This window comes from Vibrio sp. V30_P3S12P165 (assembly GCF_009904905.1).
In the GTDB taxonomy this organism is placed as follows: Bacteria; Pseudomonadota; Gammaproteobacteria; order Enterobacterales; family Vibrionaceae; genus Vibrio; species Vibrio fujianensis.
The window spans coordinates 41,326-56,819 of record NZ_WXWH01000055.1 but is presented as its reverse complement, the minus strand read 5'-3'; the positions used below and the strand labels follow the sequence as shown (position 1 = coordinate 56,819).

Sequence of the window (15,494 nt, the reverse complement as noted above, 5' to 3'; positions counted from 1 at the left end):
TACATCAAGATCTCCTAAAGTCTAATGGTCATACCATCACTCAGTGATTGTCGATAGGCGCGCAGAGCCGGAATAAAGCCGATCATGGTCCCCGCGATCTGCACATAAGCCAGTAGCAGCCATTCATAAGTCGTCAGTGATTGCAACGATAACTGAATACCATACTGGCTGGCTATGATCGGTGCGGCGAAGGCTAGTAGAGTATATAAGCCAATGATTCCGGTCAGAATCCCGAAAAAAGTCAAAACCGTTGCTTCACTAATTAATAACATAAAAACATGCTTAGGTTGTGCGCCCATAGCACGTAAAATAGACATTTCTCTTCGTCGCTCTTGTAGACTAGTGAGTAAACTACTCAGCATTCCAAGTAGTCCGGTAATGACCACAAAGATAGAAACAGCCTTTAACGCTTGTTCTGCAACCGACATCATGCCCCAAAGTTCATGCAGGGCGACGCCAGGTAAAATAGCACTAAGTGGTTCATCCCGATATTGATTAATTTGTCTTTGTAAGGCAAAGGTTTGAATTTTCGAATTTAGACCAAGTAGCATGGCGGTAATTTGCTTTGGCGTAAATTGATATTGTTCTAATTGCTGCTTATTGGGGGTGTGGCCTAAATTGGCCCCCGATTCCCAGCCTACATGGATGGCTTCAATGGCTTCAAGAGAAACGTGGACGGTTTTATCCACTGGAGTTCCTGTTGGCGCTAAAATTCCGACGACGGTAAAAGGTAAGTTATCATGTCGACTAAAACCCACATCACTGATGCCATGAGCGATAATAATTTCGCTACCTAATTGATAACCGAGTTGTTTGGCAACGTCTGCACCGAGAACCGTTTCAAATAAACCAGTAAACGCTCTTCCTTTGGCAAGCGTGAGTGGTTGCTTATGCCCATAGCGAAAATGTTCAAAGTAACTATGGTTTGTTCCCATCACTCGGAATCCTTTATGAGAATCACCTAAGGAAATTGGAATGGCCCATTTTACGGCTCGGTGTTGACTAAATTCTTGATAGCTTTTCCAGTCAATATTATTGGTCGCATTACCGATACGAAAGACTGAATAAAGTAGTAAGTTCACTTGGCCTGAACGTCCGCCGACAATGAGGTCTGTGCCTGAAATGGTATTTGCAAAGCTTGCTTTAGCTTGAGTTCGAATTCGTTCAACTCCCACAAGAAGCATCACGGAAATCGCAACAGTTAATAACGTTAATAAGGCCGTTGCTTTTCTATTGAGTAAGCTTTTCCAAGCTAAATTATAGATAACATTCATTCGATACCTCGTGCCTGATTTAAGGAAGGTAAGTACACACTACGCTGGAAAAGTTTTTCTAAACTTGGGTCATGACTGACAAATACCAATGTTGAACCAATCCGATTAGCCTCTTCTAATAACAGTTCAATAAAAGCGGTACGGTTATCGTAATCTAAGGCGGAGGTCGGTTCGTCTGCGATTAATAAAGCCGGTTCCCCGATTAATGCTCTGGCTGCCGCGACTCGTTGCTGTTGACCGATACTTAACTCCAACACAGGTTTATGCAATAGCGATGTTGGTAAGTGTAATTGAGTCAGTAATTCAATGGCTCGATGTTTCAGGCTGCCTTGGATGGTTTTTCGGCGCGGTAATGAAAACTGACAAGGAAGGATGACATTTTCAACTAGCGAGAGATAAGGCAATAAATTAAATTGTTGAAATATGTAGCCAATATGATCGGCTCGAAAACGATCGCGTTGTTGCGCTTTCAATTGAGCAAGATCATGTCCAAGTAGACGGACTTGACCTTGATTGGCAACATGAATTCCTGTCAGTAAGCTTAACAAGGTAGATTTACCACAGCCACTTGGCCCTTTAATAAATAAGTGCTCTCCGGCTGAAACAGAGAGTTTTTCAATATCTAAAGTCACTTGGTTGTTATTTGGCCACTGAAATTTGACTCGCTCCAATTCAATGATTGCGGCGGTGGTATTGGGAAAGGTTGCGTTCATCACGGTTCCTTTTACAGAAAAATGGGCAAGTATTTACTTACCCAAATAAACGTTAGAGTGAAATACGTGTTTGTTTTGGCGTCAACGCTAAGGCGGTTTGTACTTTATCTGTCAGCAAATTTACACTCATTTTTTCTGTGCTTGGAAATAACTTAAACCACTGGCTGTCGATGTGACGAAGGTCAGAAATATTTTCACAATGGTAGTGGTATTGGGCGTTAAATTCACCATGCTGGTGGTCGTGGTCGTGGTCGTGGTCGTGGTCGTGGTCGTGGTCGTGGTCGTGGTCGTGGTCGTGGTCGTGGTCGTGATGATGTTGATCAGTATGATGTTTTTCGCCATCGAGTGAATGAGTAATATGTGCCTCTTCCAATTGACAGTTTGCTTGGGTCGTTAAGTTAAATAAGCCATTGGCCTGCTCTAGAATTTCTAGGGCACGGTTTAGGCTTTGTCTTTCTTGATCGGTTTCTGGTGGATGTTCAAATCCAACCACATCAGCACCTGGCGCAGTGACTTCAATCAATAAGTCGTGCCCATCTTGTGCAATATTGAGTTCAACATGTCCATGAACATGGGCATCATGTTGGCGAAAATCCTGAGCGAAAACCCCGCCGGATAAAGCAGCAGAGAGACTTAACACGAGTAAAGGTTTAGTGAACATAGTCATCAATTCCATCATAATAAAATAAGTTGGCCCCTATAATCAGGGGGAAAGCATAAATTAAAATAGAAAATCAGACCTGGGCGGGGAGCGTGCTAAATAAGCAAACTGATTCAGTACGCTAGAAAACAGACGAAAAAAACGGGCAGTTGGGTACCGGTTTGGCCAAATGGGAGGAGTCGCCATCACATGACTTAACCCATGTTGAGCCACTGAAAATAATTGACAGTGATGATGCTCATGATGGCTTGGGTCGATATCCAATTGATGAATGATCGAAGCGACATTTAGCCATAGACTCAATAAGACAGCAACTAAAGCGACAGCCTGGGTATTAAGACGTAAATGTTGCAAGCTGAGCTTCATAATTCACCGTATAAGAAAAACAGAACTGTTATAATATAACAATTCTGTTGGCAAGCAAGCAAAGAGTGGCAGCGATGAGTTATGATGAGGTTAAATGCGTTTGAATTAATGTGAGCACTTGGTTAATTTGATCGTCATTTAAAGCGCCTTGTTTGATATATATGACTAACCCTTGTTTATCTAACACAATAATCGTTGATGACTTTTCGGGTAATGCCCAGCTTTGTGCGACAACACCAGAGGCATCGAGAACAATAGAGGACCAAGGAAATGATTTTTTACTCTCTTCTGCTGATGATTTCACAAATGATCCGGTTCCCCAAATGGCATCATCTTGATTAATGATTGAGGTTGTTTGATAGTGTTGCTGTGGAAATTGTGCTGCTGTCAGCGCTGCCATCAACGGAGCATTCATCTCTTTTGCTGCACTTCGTCCAGCCAGGGCTTGAATCACTCTGACTTTACCGGCTAATTGTGTACTACTCCAAGGCACAAACTGAGGCTCTTTTCCCTTTAAAACTACTTCGCCATATTTTTCGACATTCACGGGTGGAAGTGGTTGGCCAAGCATTAAATTATGTGCCGATGTGACTAAGGTATAGCTAGAGAGCAGTAGCGTGAGCAATGTTTTTTTTATCATGGTGAGTCCGTTTTAACCAATAAATGGTTTAAGTTAATGGTATATCGGTAAGCGAGAACCGCATTATGTTCCTGAAATTGGTAATCACTGTTGTTAACGTAAGGACTAAAATTATAGAGCAAGAACGCATGTTTGCCTTTTTTGACTTCCAAATAGACCCCAATCGCCTCACCAAATTTACTAAATCGAATGTTTTTTGTTTCGCCAAATTCAGGATGAGATGGTTGAGTAATTTGATAATTACCGCGTAGATTAAGGTATCCCAAACCAACCCCAACTCCAGTTTTTATTTGCCATTCATCTGGCTGATGGCGATTAAAATGGTAAAAAAATAGTGGCATGGCATAAAGAGCATAACCAGATATTTTGGTATCAAGATTGGTTAGCTGATTGTTTTGATGAAGCGTTTGTCGATCAACTTTGATCAGGTTGCCATCGAGTTGAAACTGTACACCGAATGAACTTTGCTCTGAAAGATAATAGCCTTTTGATAAGAGAGAGACTGTTGGAGACAGAGCGAGCTTGTTGCTCATTTGTGCAATGTTTTGAGCTGATTCGTCGCGCACATCAATGTTATTGGTGGTTAATTGTAGACCCAGATTGAGCTCAATAGCGCAAACAGGCAGGCTATAGCAAAGAGTAAAAATTATGCTCGTACTTAAATAATGGCTCATACAAGAAGGCTCTTTTATCATTCAACCAGCGATTGATAAACCCGCTTCGTTGGTATTACTGAAGCGAGTGTTAAATTAGTCTGAGGGATGATTACTTATAAAAAGCACACCCCGGTACCGCCTAGGCCGCAATATCCTTGCGGGTTTTTAGCCAGATATTGTTGATGAGAACTTTCCGCAAAATAATAAGCGCCAGCAGGAGTAATCTCGGTGGTGATCGCCGCTTTATGGTGTTGGCTGAGCAATGCTTGATATTCTGCGCGGCTCTGTTCGGCCAGCGTTTGTTGTTCATCGGTGTAAGTGTAGATCACCGAACGATATTGAGTGCCTAAATCATTACCTTGCCGCATGCCTTGGGTCGGATCGTGATTTTCCCAAAAGGTTTGCAGGAGTTTTTTAAAAGATAGAACCTCGGGATCGTAGATCACTCGAACCACTTCTGCATGGCCAGTTTGGCCGGTACAAACCTCTTGATAAGTAGGATTTGGAGTAAAGCCGCCCGCATAACCGACAGACGTTGAAACGACCCCATGGCGTTGCCAAAATAGTCGCTCTGCGCCCCAAAAGCAGCCCATCCCAATCAGTAATTGCTCTTGTCCAGCGCTAGGTTGGCTGCTCAGAGAGGTGTGATGGATAAAGTGTTTGTCTTCAAACTCGATGGGAGTCACACGGCCAGGTAAGGCTTGATCCGCTGAAATAAGCGAAGATTTGTTGAGCATGGGATATTCCTTATTCATTATAGTCAATGGAACGTTGAGTGAAATTCTGTGTCTCACTGGCAGAGTTGGATAAAAACATCTTGCGGTAGTGAGATCAACTGAAATGATTTATCCAATCATCAACATTTATCATTCAATGATTGTTTGGATAAGTTCGCTCTCTTTATGACGATTTTTTATGGTTATCGATAAGCTTATGAGGGGTTATCCTACAGACTTCTTATCTTAGAGTCGGTATGATTTTATGTCTATTGACCTAGCTTGCGGTAAGGCGCTTAATCACTGTTGAACATGAAATCACTCCCATTCTTTATCCTATTCGTTGCTTTATGCTTCTCTTGCACTGTGCTGGCGAAGGTTGATTTAACCATTCGAGGCTTGAGTGGTGATCTAAAAGATAATGTTGATGCCTATTTGTCGTCGATAGCGGACAGTGATTATTCGACTCAATTACGTTTTCAATCACGTTTAGAGCGAAGAATGGCCGAAGCATTAAAGGCGTTGGGTTATTACCAACCGACCTTTATTTTTGAAGTGACAGAGCCTGATCAAGCGATGACTGTGCGTGTCGATCCTGGAGAGGTGGTTCGTTTAGCGCTCGTTGAGATTACCGTTGACGGTGAAGCACAACAAGATGCTGATTTTATGCGCTTAATTGAACGAAGTGGATTAACGGTTGGTCAACCACTTAACCATAGTCAATATGATAGTTTAAAGTCATCCTTGCGTAATTTGGCCCTACAAAAAGGCTATTTTGATGGAGACTTTCAATTGAGTCGATTAGAAGTCGTTCCTGATCTGCATCAGGCTTTTGTACGGTTACATTTTGATAGCGGTATTCGCTATCATTTTGGGGCCACGACAATTTCTGGCAGTCAAATTGAAGAGGTACGCGTGCATTCATTGCAACCGTTTAAGCAAGGCGATCCTTATTTAGTCTCGCAAGTCGGTCAATTCAATCTTAACTTAGCCAATACCGATTGGTTTTCTTCCGTTTTTGTTAAGCCCGATCTTAGTCATATTGACTCGGGGCAACGGCAACTCCCCATGATCGTTTCTTTAGCACCTCAAGCACGTAATCAATTAGAAACCGGGATAGGTTATTCGACTGATGTTGGCGTGCGCGGTTCTTTGAAATGGAAAAAACCGTGGGTGAACGATTTAGGACACAGTTTTGATAGTAGCTTTTCGATTTCCGATCCAGAGCAGAGTATTACTGCCGGTTATAAAATCCCGTTACAAGATGTGTTACACCAGTATTATCGTATCCAATATGGGATGAAGCATGTCGATAATCGAGATACGAAAAGCCTTGAATCTAACTTATCGCTCGAGCGACATTGGCGATTAGACAGTGGTTGGCAGCGAACTTTGTTTGTTCGTTATTTGATAGAAAACTATGAGCAAGGTGTCCTTGACGATAGCGTACAATTTGTATTGCCAGGGTTGACTTATACACGGACTCGGACTCGGATGGATCGTGCTTTATTAACCTGGGGAGATAAACAGAGCATCACGATTGAATATGGTGATCCTGAATTTGTTTCTGAAACACGGGTTACGCGAGTTCAAGCTGGCAGTTCTTGGTTGCGCAGTATCGGTAATAACCATCGTGGTTTAATACGAGTCAATGGGGGGGCGAACTTCGCCGAGGAATTCGAGAAACTCCCGCCTTCGCTACGATTTTTTGCCGGGGGGGATAATAACTTGCGAGGTTATGGATATCAGTCCGTCTCACCACGTGATGAAAGTAATTCATTAACTGGAGCCAAATACATGGCGACCAGCTCACTTGAGTATCAATATCGTTTAACCGGTAATTGGTGGGGGGCTTTATTTGTCGACTCTGGGGATGCTTTTAACGACAATCCTGATTGGAAAACCGGAACCGGTTTTGGCTTGCGTTGGATTTCTCCCGTGGGGCCGCTGCGGCTTGATTTTGCTTGGGGATTAGATGCTGACCCTGGCGACCAGTTTAAGATCCACTTCACTTTAGGGCCTGAACTATGATAAAGCGGGCAATCAAATGGAGCAAATGGTTGTCTGCCAGCCTCGCAGGAGTGGTGATCATGCTACTTTTGTTACTGGCTGGTATATTGTTTACTCATCCAGGCTTAAATGTTGTGTTATGGGGAGTACATAAAGCGTTACCTGAACTTTCTGTTAGCGAGAGTGAAGGTGCTTTATTTCCCCGTTTTACCTTACATAATGTCACGTTCAACGATAAGGCCTTGTCGCTGCAGGTCACTCTTGAACAGCTAACGCTTGCGATAAACGCCAATTGTTTGCTTGAGCCCATGGTCTGTATTAATGACGTTATTGTTTCTGGTTTAGCGGTCAAGCTACCGCAATTACCGACGGCAGAAGAGCACGGTACTACAGCGTCATCTCCTGATCCCATGACTCACTTTTCAAGTCCGATTCCGATCAGAGTTGGGCGCTTAACGCTAAATAATGTTGAGCTTAATTTGCTTGGTCATCATATCGCTTGGCAACATTTTGCAACGGGGGGAATGCTGCAAAATAATCGCTTAAGAATTGACCCAACACAATGGAACGGCGTTCGTATCACATTGGCCGAGGCCTCACCATCCGATGAAACGCTTCCCTCTTCAATGGCGAATATGCCACTTACATTGCCGGAGGTGAGCATACCTTTGCGGGTTGAGTTGAGCGGCTTTGAATTGAAAGATGCAATACTACAGCAAGAAAATCCAATACAAATTAATCAGTTGTCGTTAGAGGCTCGTGCCTTTAAGTCTGAAGTGGAAGTGAAAAACTTAGCACTAGATATGCCGCAGTTAGCGGCAACATTAGCGGCTAAAACCACCTTAAGTGGCGATTATCCTCTCCACCTGACACTGAGTTCGTTATTGAAACAGCAAGCGCTAAAAGGGCAAACTCTACAATTAAACGCAACCGGTAGTGTTGCCGATCTTACTCTCGCTGCTCAATTGTCAGGTCGGGCAAAAGCCAAACTGTATGCCCATTTACAACCGCTGAAAACTAAATTGCCTTTTGAGGTTCGCATTGAACAACTTGACGCTCAGTGGCCATTGAATGGTGATGGAGAATATTTTATTACGGCTCCCCATATTGGTGCTAAAGGCTCATTGACGGCTTACCGACTGGAGTTAGAGAGTACTTTTTCTGGGCGCGATCTGCCTGATTCAGCATTTGTGTTGCAAGGTGAAGGTTCAATGAGCCACCTAGCTTTGCATCAATTACAGTTGAAAACGTTAGGCGGTGAAATACGAGGACAGGTGACGGCGGATTGGGCTGATTTAATTGAGTGGCACGCCAAACTTGATATGAGTGATATTCAACCTGAAATGCAATGGCCGGAACTGCCGGGAGTCATTCAGGGGCAATTCGTTACATCGGGACAACTGACTGAGCAAGGCGGGTGGAAAGTTGATTTACCGCTTTTAGATATTCAGGGAAAAGTCCGAGGATTTCCTCTCGATATTAAAGGCGATCTAACGGCGGATGATATGGCAGGGCGTGGCGAATTTCGCATCGCCACTTCAGGACTTTCGCTAGCTCATGGCCCCAATTCACTAACGGCTAAAGGCCAGTTGGATAAAGCATGGCATATGAATGTCGCATTAAACTTGCAAGCACTGGATAAAACGTTCCCGGAGCTTTTTGGCCAAGTTCAAGGTGATATCGCACTGCGCGGAGCCATCTCTGAGCCGAATATTCATTTAGCGTTACACGCGAATCAACTAATTTGGCAAGATCAAGCAAGCATTAAACAAGTGCATTTAGTCGGTGATGTGATGCCAATGCCAGAGCTTAAGGCGAATCTGCGTTTAGCGGTCAATGAGATCGACTATCAAGATCAAACGATAGACAGCGTCAGGCTGACGGTAAATGGCCTATTGCCAAAGCATCACTTAACGCTGGAGGTTGATTCTGAACAGGTTTCAACTCACTTAGCTATCCAAGGCATGTTGCAAGAGGAGCCTCACCTGATCTGGCAAGGGCAATTGGAGCGGATGGATGTCACTTCCAAGCAAGGGCGTTGGGTGTTGAATCAAGCGACCGATATACATGCTGATCTTGAACAGCAAGCTGTGATTATTGAACCTCATTGTTGGTTACAAGCGGATTCATCTTTGTGTCTCACTCAGCCAGCAACAGTTGGTCAACAAGGGGACGTTGATTTAGCGATTAAGCAGTTTTCATTTCCACAAATAGCCGTGTATCTTCCTCAAGATACACAACTTCAAGGGCAAGTGAATGGACGGCTGGCGGCTAAATGGTCACCAGATTCCCCCCCTCAAGTGGATGTCTCGTTACAGCTTCCGGTAGGACAAATTCAGCAAACGCTCGAACAACCGATCCGGTTGGCTTGGGATAATATCGACATCAATGCTCAACTTGCGAGCAATACCCTAAAGGCAGATTGGCATTTTAATATCACAGATAATGGCGATTTTTCTGGCCAAATGAGCATTCCAGATGTGACTCAAGAAGAGAAGCAATTGGCAGCCGTGATTAAGCTTACCCCATTTAATATTGATTTTTTGGCTCCCTTAATTGGAGAGTATAGCCAAGCAAAATCGACCATCACCGCGGATCTTGTCCTACAAGGCGCGATGTTGCATCCACAAGTGCAAGGGCATATTGGACTAAACGATGTACAACTGAAAGGTGACATTTCTCCGATTGATATGGATTCCGGTCAAGCATCAATAGACTTTTTGGGTTATCAAGCGACGCTACACGCGCAGATTGGTACGCAAGATGGCTTACTGAATATTACCGGTGATGCCGATTGGCATGATATGGATCAATGGCAGGTCAATAGTCGAGTGTTTGCAGATTCATTACTGCTGGATATGCCACCGATTGTGAAAATGAAGGTAGTTCCTGATTTAACTTTAACCATGCAACCGAATCTGGCACAAGTTACGGGGTCGATAAACCTCCCTTGGGGGCGGATTACGGTTGAAGAGCTACCTTCGAGCGCCATCGAAGTGTCTAAGGATCAAATTATATTGAGTAAAGATTTGCAGCCTTTAAGCGAGCAAAGTCGTTTACCGTTACGGTTTGAAACAGATTTACAAATCGTGATTGGTGAGGATGTTCGTCTGAGTGCCTTTGGTTTGGAAGGGGGGCTACGAGGGCGATTGAATTTTACTCAGCGTGAGCGTGGGCCATTGGTGATCGGTGAGGTTAATATTTTGCAAGGTCAGTATCGATCATTTGGCCAAGATCTGCAGATCCAAGAAGGGAAAATTTTAATGAATGGCCCTGTGGATCAGCCCTTTGTTTCCATTAAAGCGATTCGTAATCCGAATAACACCCAAGATGGTGTCATCGCCGGGATTCAAGTCACAGGGCCTGCAGATGAGCCCATGATCTCTATTTTCTCTGAGCCAGCGAAACCACAAGCGAATGCGTTATCTTACTTACTGCGTGGACAAGATATTGATGGTGAAGCGGGCGGTAATGCGATGACCATGACCCTTATCGGGCTAAGCTTAGCGCAAAGTGGTAAATTGGTGGGGCGAATTGGTGAAGAATTTGGTGTGCAAGATCTACAATTAGATACAACGGGCTCGGGAGAGGAGGCGCAAATTACCGTAAGTGGCTATATTTTACCTGGACTGCAAGTAAAGTATGGTGTTGGTATCTTTAATTCAGTTGGCCAATTTACTGTGCGTTACCGATTGATGAAAGATCTTTATCTAGAAGCGGTTTCTGGACTAGACAGCGCAATCGATCTGCTTTATCGGTTTGAATTTAACTGAGGAGAAAACCATGCATCTGGTTTTTGTTTATGGCACCCTGCGACAGGGGGAAAGCCACCATGATTATTTAAATGGAAGTAAGCTGTTAGGTTATTTTGAAACGCCACCGAGCTATGCGTTACATGATCTTGGCCCTTATCCAGGGTTGATTGCTGGCCAGCAGTCCATTAAAGGGGAGGTGTATCAAGTCGATGAGAAAACCTTGATCAAGCTGGATGTATTAGAAGATGTTCCCGTTGAATATCGGCGAGAAACGATCGACACGCCCTATGGACTTGCTTGGATCTATATCTATCAAGATACCAGTGGATTAACCAACTTGATTGAGTCTGGAGATTGGTGCCAACGTATTTAAATTTTCGTCGCCAATCGTAAAACAGCCAACTCATGAGAGCTGGCTGTTGACGTGGCGGAAATGAAGGTCTATTTCTGCTGAGCACGCTCGTAAGAAGACAAAATTTCTGCGCGAGCAGAGGCGGCATCTTCCCAACCCTCTACTTTTACCCATTTACCACTTTCTAATTCTTTGTAATGCTCAAAAAAGTGAGTAATTTGCGCTTTAAGCAGCTCTGGCACATCATTGATATCTTGGATGTGATCATACTCTTTGGAAAGTTTTGAGTGTGGCACCGCGATCACTTTCGCATCTTCACCGGACTCATCGGTCATTTTCAACACACCCACAGGGCGGCAACGAATTACTGAACCAGGCATTAGCGGGAATGGCGTTGGGACAAGTACATCCACAGGATCACCATCTAACGATAGCGTATGGTTGACATAGCCGTAGTTGCATGGGTAAAACATAGGTGCTGACATGAAGCGGTCAACAAATACCGCGCCAGAGTCTTTATCGACTTCGTACTTGATAGGATCAGCATTGGCTGGGATTTCAATCACAACATAGATATCGTCAGGCAGTGATTTGCCTGCTGGCACATGATTTAAACTCATTAAGGTTTCCTTTTTGTTAACCGGACTTCAAAAAACGTCATTAATTATTATGCAAACTGAGTAAAGGTGCAAAACCGATACACAATAAAGGGCAAAGTTTACCTGTAAATATTCCGATCCCCAAGAGGATGTTGGCAGAGAGTGTCAACCCGTTTTTAAATGCATGAAAAAAGTCGATTCCCCAACCCTATCTATGTGATCGTGTTGGGGAATGTTTTAACCAATGATTGGAATACAAAGGATCGGAATCGCGTTATTCATCAGGATGGTTGGCGAGGAAGCTTTCGACTTTCTCAACCATGGTTTTTGAGCCGACAAAAAATGGCACTCGCTGATGTAGCTCGGTTGGTTTGATATCAAGAATACGATCAACACCATCAGAGGCTAAACCACCCGCTTGTTCAATTAAGAATGCCATCGGATTGCATTCGTATAGCAAACGTAACTTTCCGTTTGGATGACTTTGGGTGCTTGGATAAAGGTAAATGCCCCCTTTAAGTAGGTTACGGTGAAAGTCAGCTACTAAAGAGCCAATATAGCGTGACGTGTAAGGGCGATTCTCTTCAGGGATACTTTCTTGACAGTACTTAATGTATTTTTTTACCCCAGTGGGAAAGCGAATATAGTTGCCTTCGTTGATGGAATAAATTTTCCCTTGTTCTGGAATACGCATATTTTCATGAGATAAACAGAATGAACCAATGGAGGGGTCGTAAGTAAAGCCATTGACACCATGACCCGTGGTATAGACTAGCATGGTAGAAGAACCGTAAATAACGTATCCCGCCGCGACTTGTTTATGACCGGGTTGTAAAAAGTCTTCAGCGGTAGGGGGCGCTCCGACGGGAGAAATTCGGCGATAAATGGAAAAGATCGTGCCTACCGAGACATTGACATCAATGTTAGATGAACCATCTAGAGGGTCCATAAGGACGACATATTTTGCATTTTTGTTGAGATCTTTATTAAAAGCAACCGCTTCATCTTCTTCTTCACTTGCCACGCCACAGACTTGATCGCGAGCTTCCAGTGCTGCTTTGAATTTTTCATTTGCGTAGAGGTCGAGCTTTTGTTGTTCTTCACCTTGAATATTATCTTGACCGGAAGCGCCTGTGATATCAGCCAGTCCCGCTTTATTAATTTCACGGTTAACAATTTTGGCAGCGAGGCGAATAGAGGCGAGCAGTGAGGAGAGTTCACCACTTGCATGAGGGAAGTCATGTTGTTTTTCAACAATAAACTCGCCAAGGGTGCGCATCTTCGACATGTAATTTCCTTAACATTTTTTATCATGGGGGGATTATCAACGCGGTGATGGATGTTGGTTGAGTCTTTAGAACGGTATTCACACGCGCCTTGCGAGGATTTTAGGGCTTAGATCTTTTTACGGGTAATAAACTAACTGTTTGAGATCTCAATTTAGTTGTCGACTATTTTAAAATTACATTACGTTGATTTTCGATGCTCGCTTTTATGAGTTGAATCAGGATAATGCTTGTTAGATAACACCGCATTGATGAGGTTAGTTGGATGCACATTCATATTTTGGGGATTTGTGGCACCTTTATGGGCGGCGTGGCTATGCTGGCTCGTCAACTTGGTCATAAAGTAACAGGGAGTGATGCTAATGTTTATCCGCCGATGAGCACGATGCTAGAGACACAAGGGATTGAAATTATTGAAGGATTTGACCCTGTGCAATTAGAACCTAAACCAGATTTAGTGGTGATAGGCAACGCCATGAGCCGCGGAAATCCGTGTGTGGAGTATGTGCTCAATCATAACCTTCGTTACACCTCTGGCCCTCAGTGGCTGCATGATTTTTTGCTTCATGATCGCTGGGTACTGGCGGTGGCGGGTACTCATGGTAAAACCACCACATCCAGCATGTTGGCTTGGATTCTCGAGCATTGTGGCTATCAACCCGGATTTTTGGTGGGTGGCGTACTTGGTAACTTTGGTCTTTCCGCTCGGTTAGGAGACAGCATGTTTTTCGTGGTGGAAGCTGATGAATATGACAGTGCTTTTTTTGATAAGCGTTCTAAGTTTGTACACTACCATCCACGTACCTTGGTGATGAATAACTTAGAGTTTGATCATGCGGATATTTTTGATGATCTAGAAGCGATTAAACGACAATTCCATCATTTAGTTCGAACGGTGCCGGGGAATGGTCGACTACTAGTACCGAAGCAAGATAGCGCCTTAGCCGATGTTTTAACCCGAGGTTGTTGGAGTGAAACTGAGTTTACTGGCCAGCAAGGTGAATGGCAGGCAGAAAAACAAAATCCAGAAGGTTCCTATTTTACCGTGTACTTCCATGGAGAAGTTGTGGGTGAGGTCGATTGGACACTGATTGGCGATCATAATGTCAATAATGCCCTCATGGCGATTGCCGCGGCGCGACATGTCGGGGTAACGCCGGAGTTAGCTTGCCAAGCCTTGGCCAGTTTCATTAATACGAAGCGTCGCTTAGAGCTGAAAGGCCAAGAAAATGGGGTGACCGTTTATGATGATTTTGCTCACCACCCAACGGCGATTGAGTTGACTCTCGGTGGGCTACGCAACAAAGTTGGTAAGCAAAAAATTATCGCGGTGTTAGAGCCTCGCTCTGCAACGATGAAATTAGGGGTACACAAAACCACGTTAGCGGCTTCCTTACAGCAAGCTGATTCGGTTTACCTCTATCAACCGGACAATATTGAGTGGTCAGTGGCTGATGTCGCTAAGCAATGCCAAGCTCCGGCTTATACTTCCGATCAGTTGGACGTGTTGGTGAGTGAAATTTGTGCAGAAGCGCAGCCCGGCGATCATATTTTAGTGATGAGTAACGGTGGATTTGGTGGTATTCATAGCAAGCTGTTGGCAACATTGCGTGAACAGGCTCAGAATAAAAAGAAGGACGATTTAATTCGATGACACCATTAACCAAAAAAAAACAAGCCATTACTTTGGCTTGGACAGGCGCTTCTGGCGCACCTTATGGGCTGCGTCTTTTAGAGTGTTTACTGGCGGCCGATTACACGGTTTACTTACTGATTTCCTCAGCGGCCCGTGTGGTGCTGGCAACCGAACACGGTTTGCAGTTATCTAGTCAACCCGAGGCCGCAAAACAGCAGTTAGTTGCCCATTTTGATTGTGATCCGAATCAGTTGGTGGTGTGTGGGAAAGAGGAATGGTTTTCACCGGTAGCCTCTGGATCGGCTGCGCCAAAACAGATGGTGGTGTGTCCATGTTCGGCGGGGAGTGTCGCTGCCATCGCGCATGGTATGTCGGACAATTTGATTGAACGTGCTGCCGATGTGGTGATCAAAGAGCGTGGTCAGCTTTTGTTGGTGGTACGTGAAACGCCATTCTCAACCCTGCATTTAGAAAATATGCATAAGCTGTCACAACTGGGGGTCACGATTATGCCCGCTGCGCCGGGATTTTATCATCAGCCAACCTCGATTGAAGACTTGGTCGATTTTATGGTTGCGCGTATTTTGGATCACTTGGGTATTGAGCAAGGACTTGTGCCTCGTTGGGGTTATGATCAACGTCGGTAAGTAGCTTCTTTACTCATTTACGATTACAATCTTCTTCACTCATCGGGGAGCTTACCATTGCTAAAAGTGATGGCGCTGAGATCAAGCCAAGCTTGGGACCCGCATTAGTCACACCTTGTGTGGTTAAACACCTGAACCAGATAATGCTGGCGTAGGAATTGAGCAGAATGAGGCACTTATCCA

14 protein-coding genes are annotated in these 15,494 nt (G+C 44.3%); 5 read left to right on the top strand and 9 right to left on the bottom strand.

From position 1 onward, the window contains the following. Window positions 1–14 precede the first annotated feature (14 nt). The 7 genes from CAG57_RS11130 to msrA form a co-directional block, all read right to left on the bottom strand. Window positions 15–1,274, bottom strand: a complete 1,260-nt coding sequence (locus tag CAG57_RS11130) for an ABC transporter permease (RefSeq protein ID WP_161428086.1) — start codon at window positions 1,272–1,274, stop codon at window positions 15–17. Beyond that, window positions 1,271–1,987 (bottom strand): ABC transporter ATP-binding protein, encoded by a 717-nt coding sequence (locus tag CAG57_RS11125; RefSeq protein WP_161428085.1) that lies wholly within the window; start codon window positions 1,985–1,987, stop codon window positions 1,271–1,273. The genes CAG57_RS11130 and CAG57_RS11125 overlap by 4 nt, the downstream gene beginning before the upstream one ends. A 52-nt stretch (window positions 1,988–2,039) precedes the next feature. Continuing rightward, window positions 2,040–2,648 (bottom strand): zinc uptake protein ZrgA, encoded by a 609-nt coding sequence (gene zrgA, locus CAG57_RS11120; protein ID WP_161428084.1) that lies wholly within the window; start codon window positions 2,646–2,648, stop codon window positions 2,040–2,042. 60 nt (window positions 2,649–2,708) lie between these two features. Next, window positions 2,709–3,014, bottom strand: a complete 306-nt coding sequence (locus CAG57_RS11115) for a DUF2607 family protein (protein WP_099610446.1) — start codon at window positions 3,012–3,014, stop codon at window positions 2,709–2,711. A 79-nt stretch (window positions 3,015–3,093) separates the two neighbouring features. Then, a complete protein-coding gene (locus CAG57_RS11110; protein WP_099610445.1) occupies window positions 3,094–3,654 on the bottom strand; it encodes a YtfJ family protein in 561 nt (186 codons plus the stop codon). Continuing rightward, the gene (locus tag CAG57_RS11105) at window positions 3,651–4,328 is read right to left on the bottom strand and encodes a hypothetical protein (protein ID WP_099610444.1); all 678 of its coding nucleotides are present in this window, start codon (window positions 4,326–4,328) and stop codon (window positions 3,651–3,653) included. The genes CAG57_RS11110 and CAG57_RS11105 overlap by 4 nt, the downstream gene beginning before the upstream one ends. Before the next feature lie 95 nt (window positions 4,329–4,423). Continuing rightward, on the bottom strand, window positions 4,424–5,047 hold the full coding sequence (gene msrA / locus CAG57_RS11100) for a peptide-methionine (S)-S-oxide reductase MsrA (RefSeq protein WP_161428083.1): 624 nt from the start codon (window positions 5,045–5,047) through the stop codon (window positions 4,424–4,426). 285 nt (window positions 5,048–5,332) lie between these two features. Between msrA and tamA the strand changes: the two genes are divergently transcribed. Genes tamA through CAG57_RS11085 form a run of 3 tightly spaced genes read left to right on the top strand, consistent with a single transcriptional unit; the run spans window position 5,333 to window position 11,164 of the window. Continuing rightward, complete coding sequence (tamA, locus tag CAG57_RS11095; RefSeq protein WP_443083776.1) at window positions 5,333–7,057, top strand: autotransporter assembly complex protein TamA; 1,725 nt, start codon at window positions 5,333–5,335, stop codon at window positions 7,055–7,057. Beyond that, window positions 7,054–10,809, top strand: a complete 3,756-nt coding sequence (gene tamB, locus CAG57_RS11090; RefSeq protein WP_161428081.1) for an autotransporter assembly complex protein TamB — start codon at window positions 7,054–7,056, stop codon at window positions 10,807–10,809. The genes tamA and tamB overlap by 4 nt, the downstream gene beginning before the upstream one ends. A gap of 10 nt (window positions 10,810–10,819) precedes the next feature. Next, window positions 10,820–11,164, top strand: coding sequence for a gamma-glutamylcyclotransferase family protein (locus CAG57_RS11085; protein WP_099610440.1), 345 nt, complete (start codon window positions 10,820–10,822; stop codon window positions 11,162–11,164). Between the two features lie 68 nt (window positions 11,165–11,232). Here CAG57_RS11085 and ppa read toward each other — a convergent pair whose 3' ends face one another. After that, window positions 11,233–11,763 carry an inorganic diphosphatase gene (gene ppa / locus CAG57_RS11080; RefSeq protein WP_099610439.1) on the bottom strand — a complete coding sequence of 177 codons (531 nt, stop codon included), beginning with the start codon at window positions 11,761–11,763 and terminating at the stop codon, window positions 11,233–11,235. 253 nt (window positions 11,764–12,016) lie between these two features. Continuing rightward, complete coding sequence (gene fbp / locus CAG57_RS11075) at window positions 12,017–13,030, bottom strand: class 1 fructose-bisphosphatase (RefSeq protein WP_161428080.1); 1,014 nt, start codon at window positions 13,028–13,030, stop codon at window positions 12,017–12,019. 263 nt (window positions 13,031–13,293) lie between these two features. Here fbp and mpl point away from each other — a divergent pair, with 263 nt between their 5' ends. After that, complete coding sequence (gene mpl, locus CAG57_RS11070; protein ID WP_161427716.1) at window positions 13,294–14,682, top strand: UDP-N-acetylmuramate:L-alanyl-gamma-D-glutamyl-meso-diaminopimelate ligase; 1,389 nt, start codon at window positions 13,294–13,296, stop codon at window positions 14,680–14,682. Then, window positions 14,679–15,311, top strand: coding sequence for a flavin prenyltransferase UbiX (locus tag CAG57_RS11065; protein WP_099610436.1), 633 nt, complete (start codon window positions 14,679–14,681; stop codon window positions 15,309–15,311). The genes mpl and CAG57_RS11065 overlap by 4 nt, the downstream gene beginning before the upstream one ends. Window positions 15,312–15,494: the final 183 nt, after the last annotated feature.

Coding starts and splice junctions, on each gene's coding strand:
- CAG57_RS11085 (WP_099610440.1), top strand. CDS start 10,820: ATGCATCTGGTTTTTGTTTATGGCACCCTGCGACAGGGGGAAAGCCAC.
- fbp (WP_161428080.1), bottom strand. CDS start 13,030: ATGTCGAAGATGCGCACCCTTGGCGAGTTTATTGTTGAAAAACAACAT.
- CAG57_RS11065 (WP_099610436.1), top strand. CDS start 14,679: ATGACACCATTAACCAAAAAAAAACAAGCCATTACTTTGGCTTGGACA.
- CAG57_RS11125 (WP_161428085.1), bottom strand. CDS start 1,987: ATGAACGCAACCTTTCCCAATACCACCGCCGCAATCATTGAATTGGAG.
- mpl (WP_161427716.1), top strand. CDS start 13,294: ATGCACATTCATATTTTGGGGATTTGTGGCACCTTTATGGGCGGCGTG.
- CAG57_RS11130 (WP_161428086.1), bottom strand. CDS start 1,274: ATGAATGTTATCTATAATTTAGCTTGGAAAAGCTTACTCAATAGAAAA.
- CAG57_RS11110 (WP_099610445.1), bottom strand. CDS start 3,654: ATGATAAAAAAAACATTGCTCACGCTACTGCTCTCTAGCTATACCTTA.
- zrgA (WP_161428084.1), bottom strand. CDS start 2,648: ATGTTCACTAAACCTTTACTCGTGTTAAGTCTCTCTGCTGCTTTATCC.
- CAG57_RS11105 (WP_099610444.1), bottom strand. CDS start 4,328: ATGAGCCATTATTTAAGTACGAGCATAATTTTTACTCTTTGCTATAGC.
- ppa (WP_099610439.1), bottom strand. CDS start 11,763: ATGAGTTTAAATCATGTGCCAGCAGGCAAATCACTGCCTGACGATATC.
- CAG57_RS11115 (WP_099610446.1), bottom strand. CDS start 3,014: ATGAAGCTCAGCTTGCAACATTTACGTCTTAATACCCAGGCTGTCGCT.
- tamB (WP_161428081.1), top strand. CDS start 7,054: ATGATAAAGCGGGCAATCAAATGGAGCAAATGGTTGTCTGCCAGCCTC.
- msrA (WP_161428083.1), bottom strand. CDS start 5,047: ATGCTCAACAAATCTTCGCTTATTTCAGCGGATCAAGCCTTACCTGGC.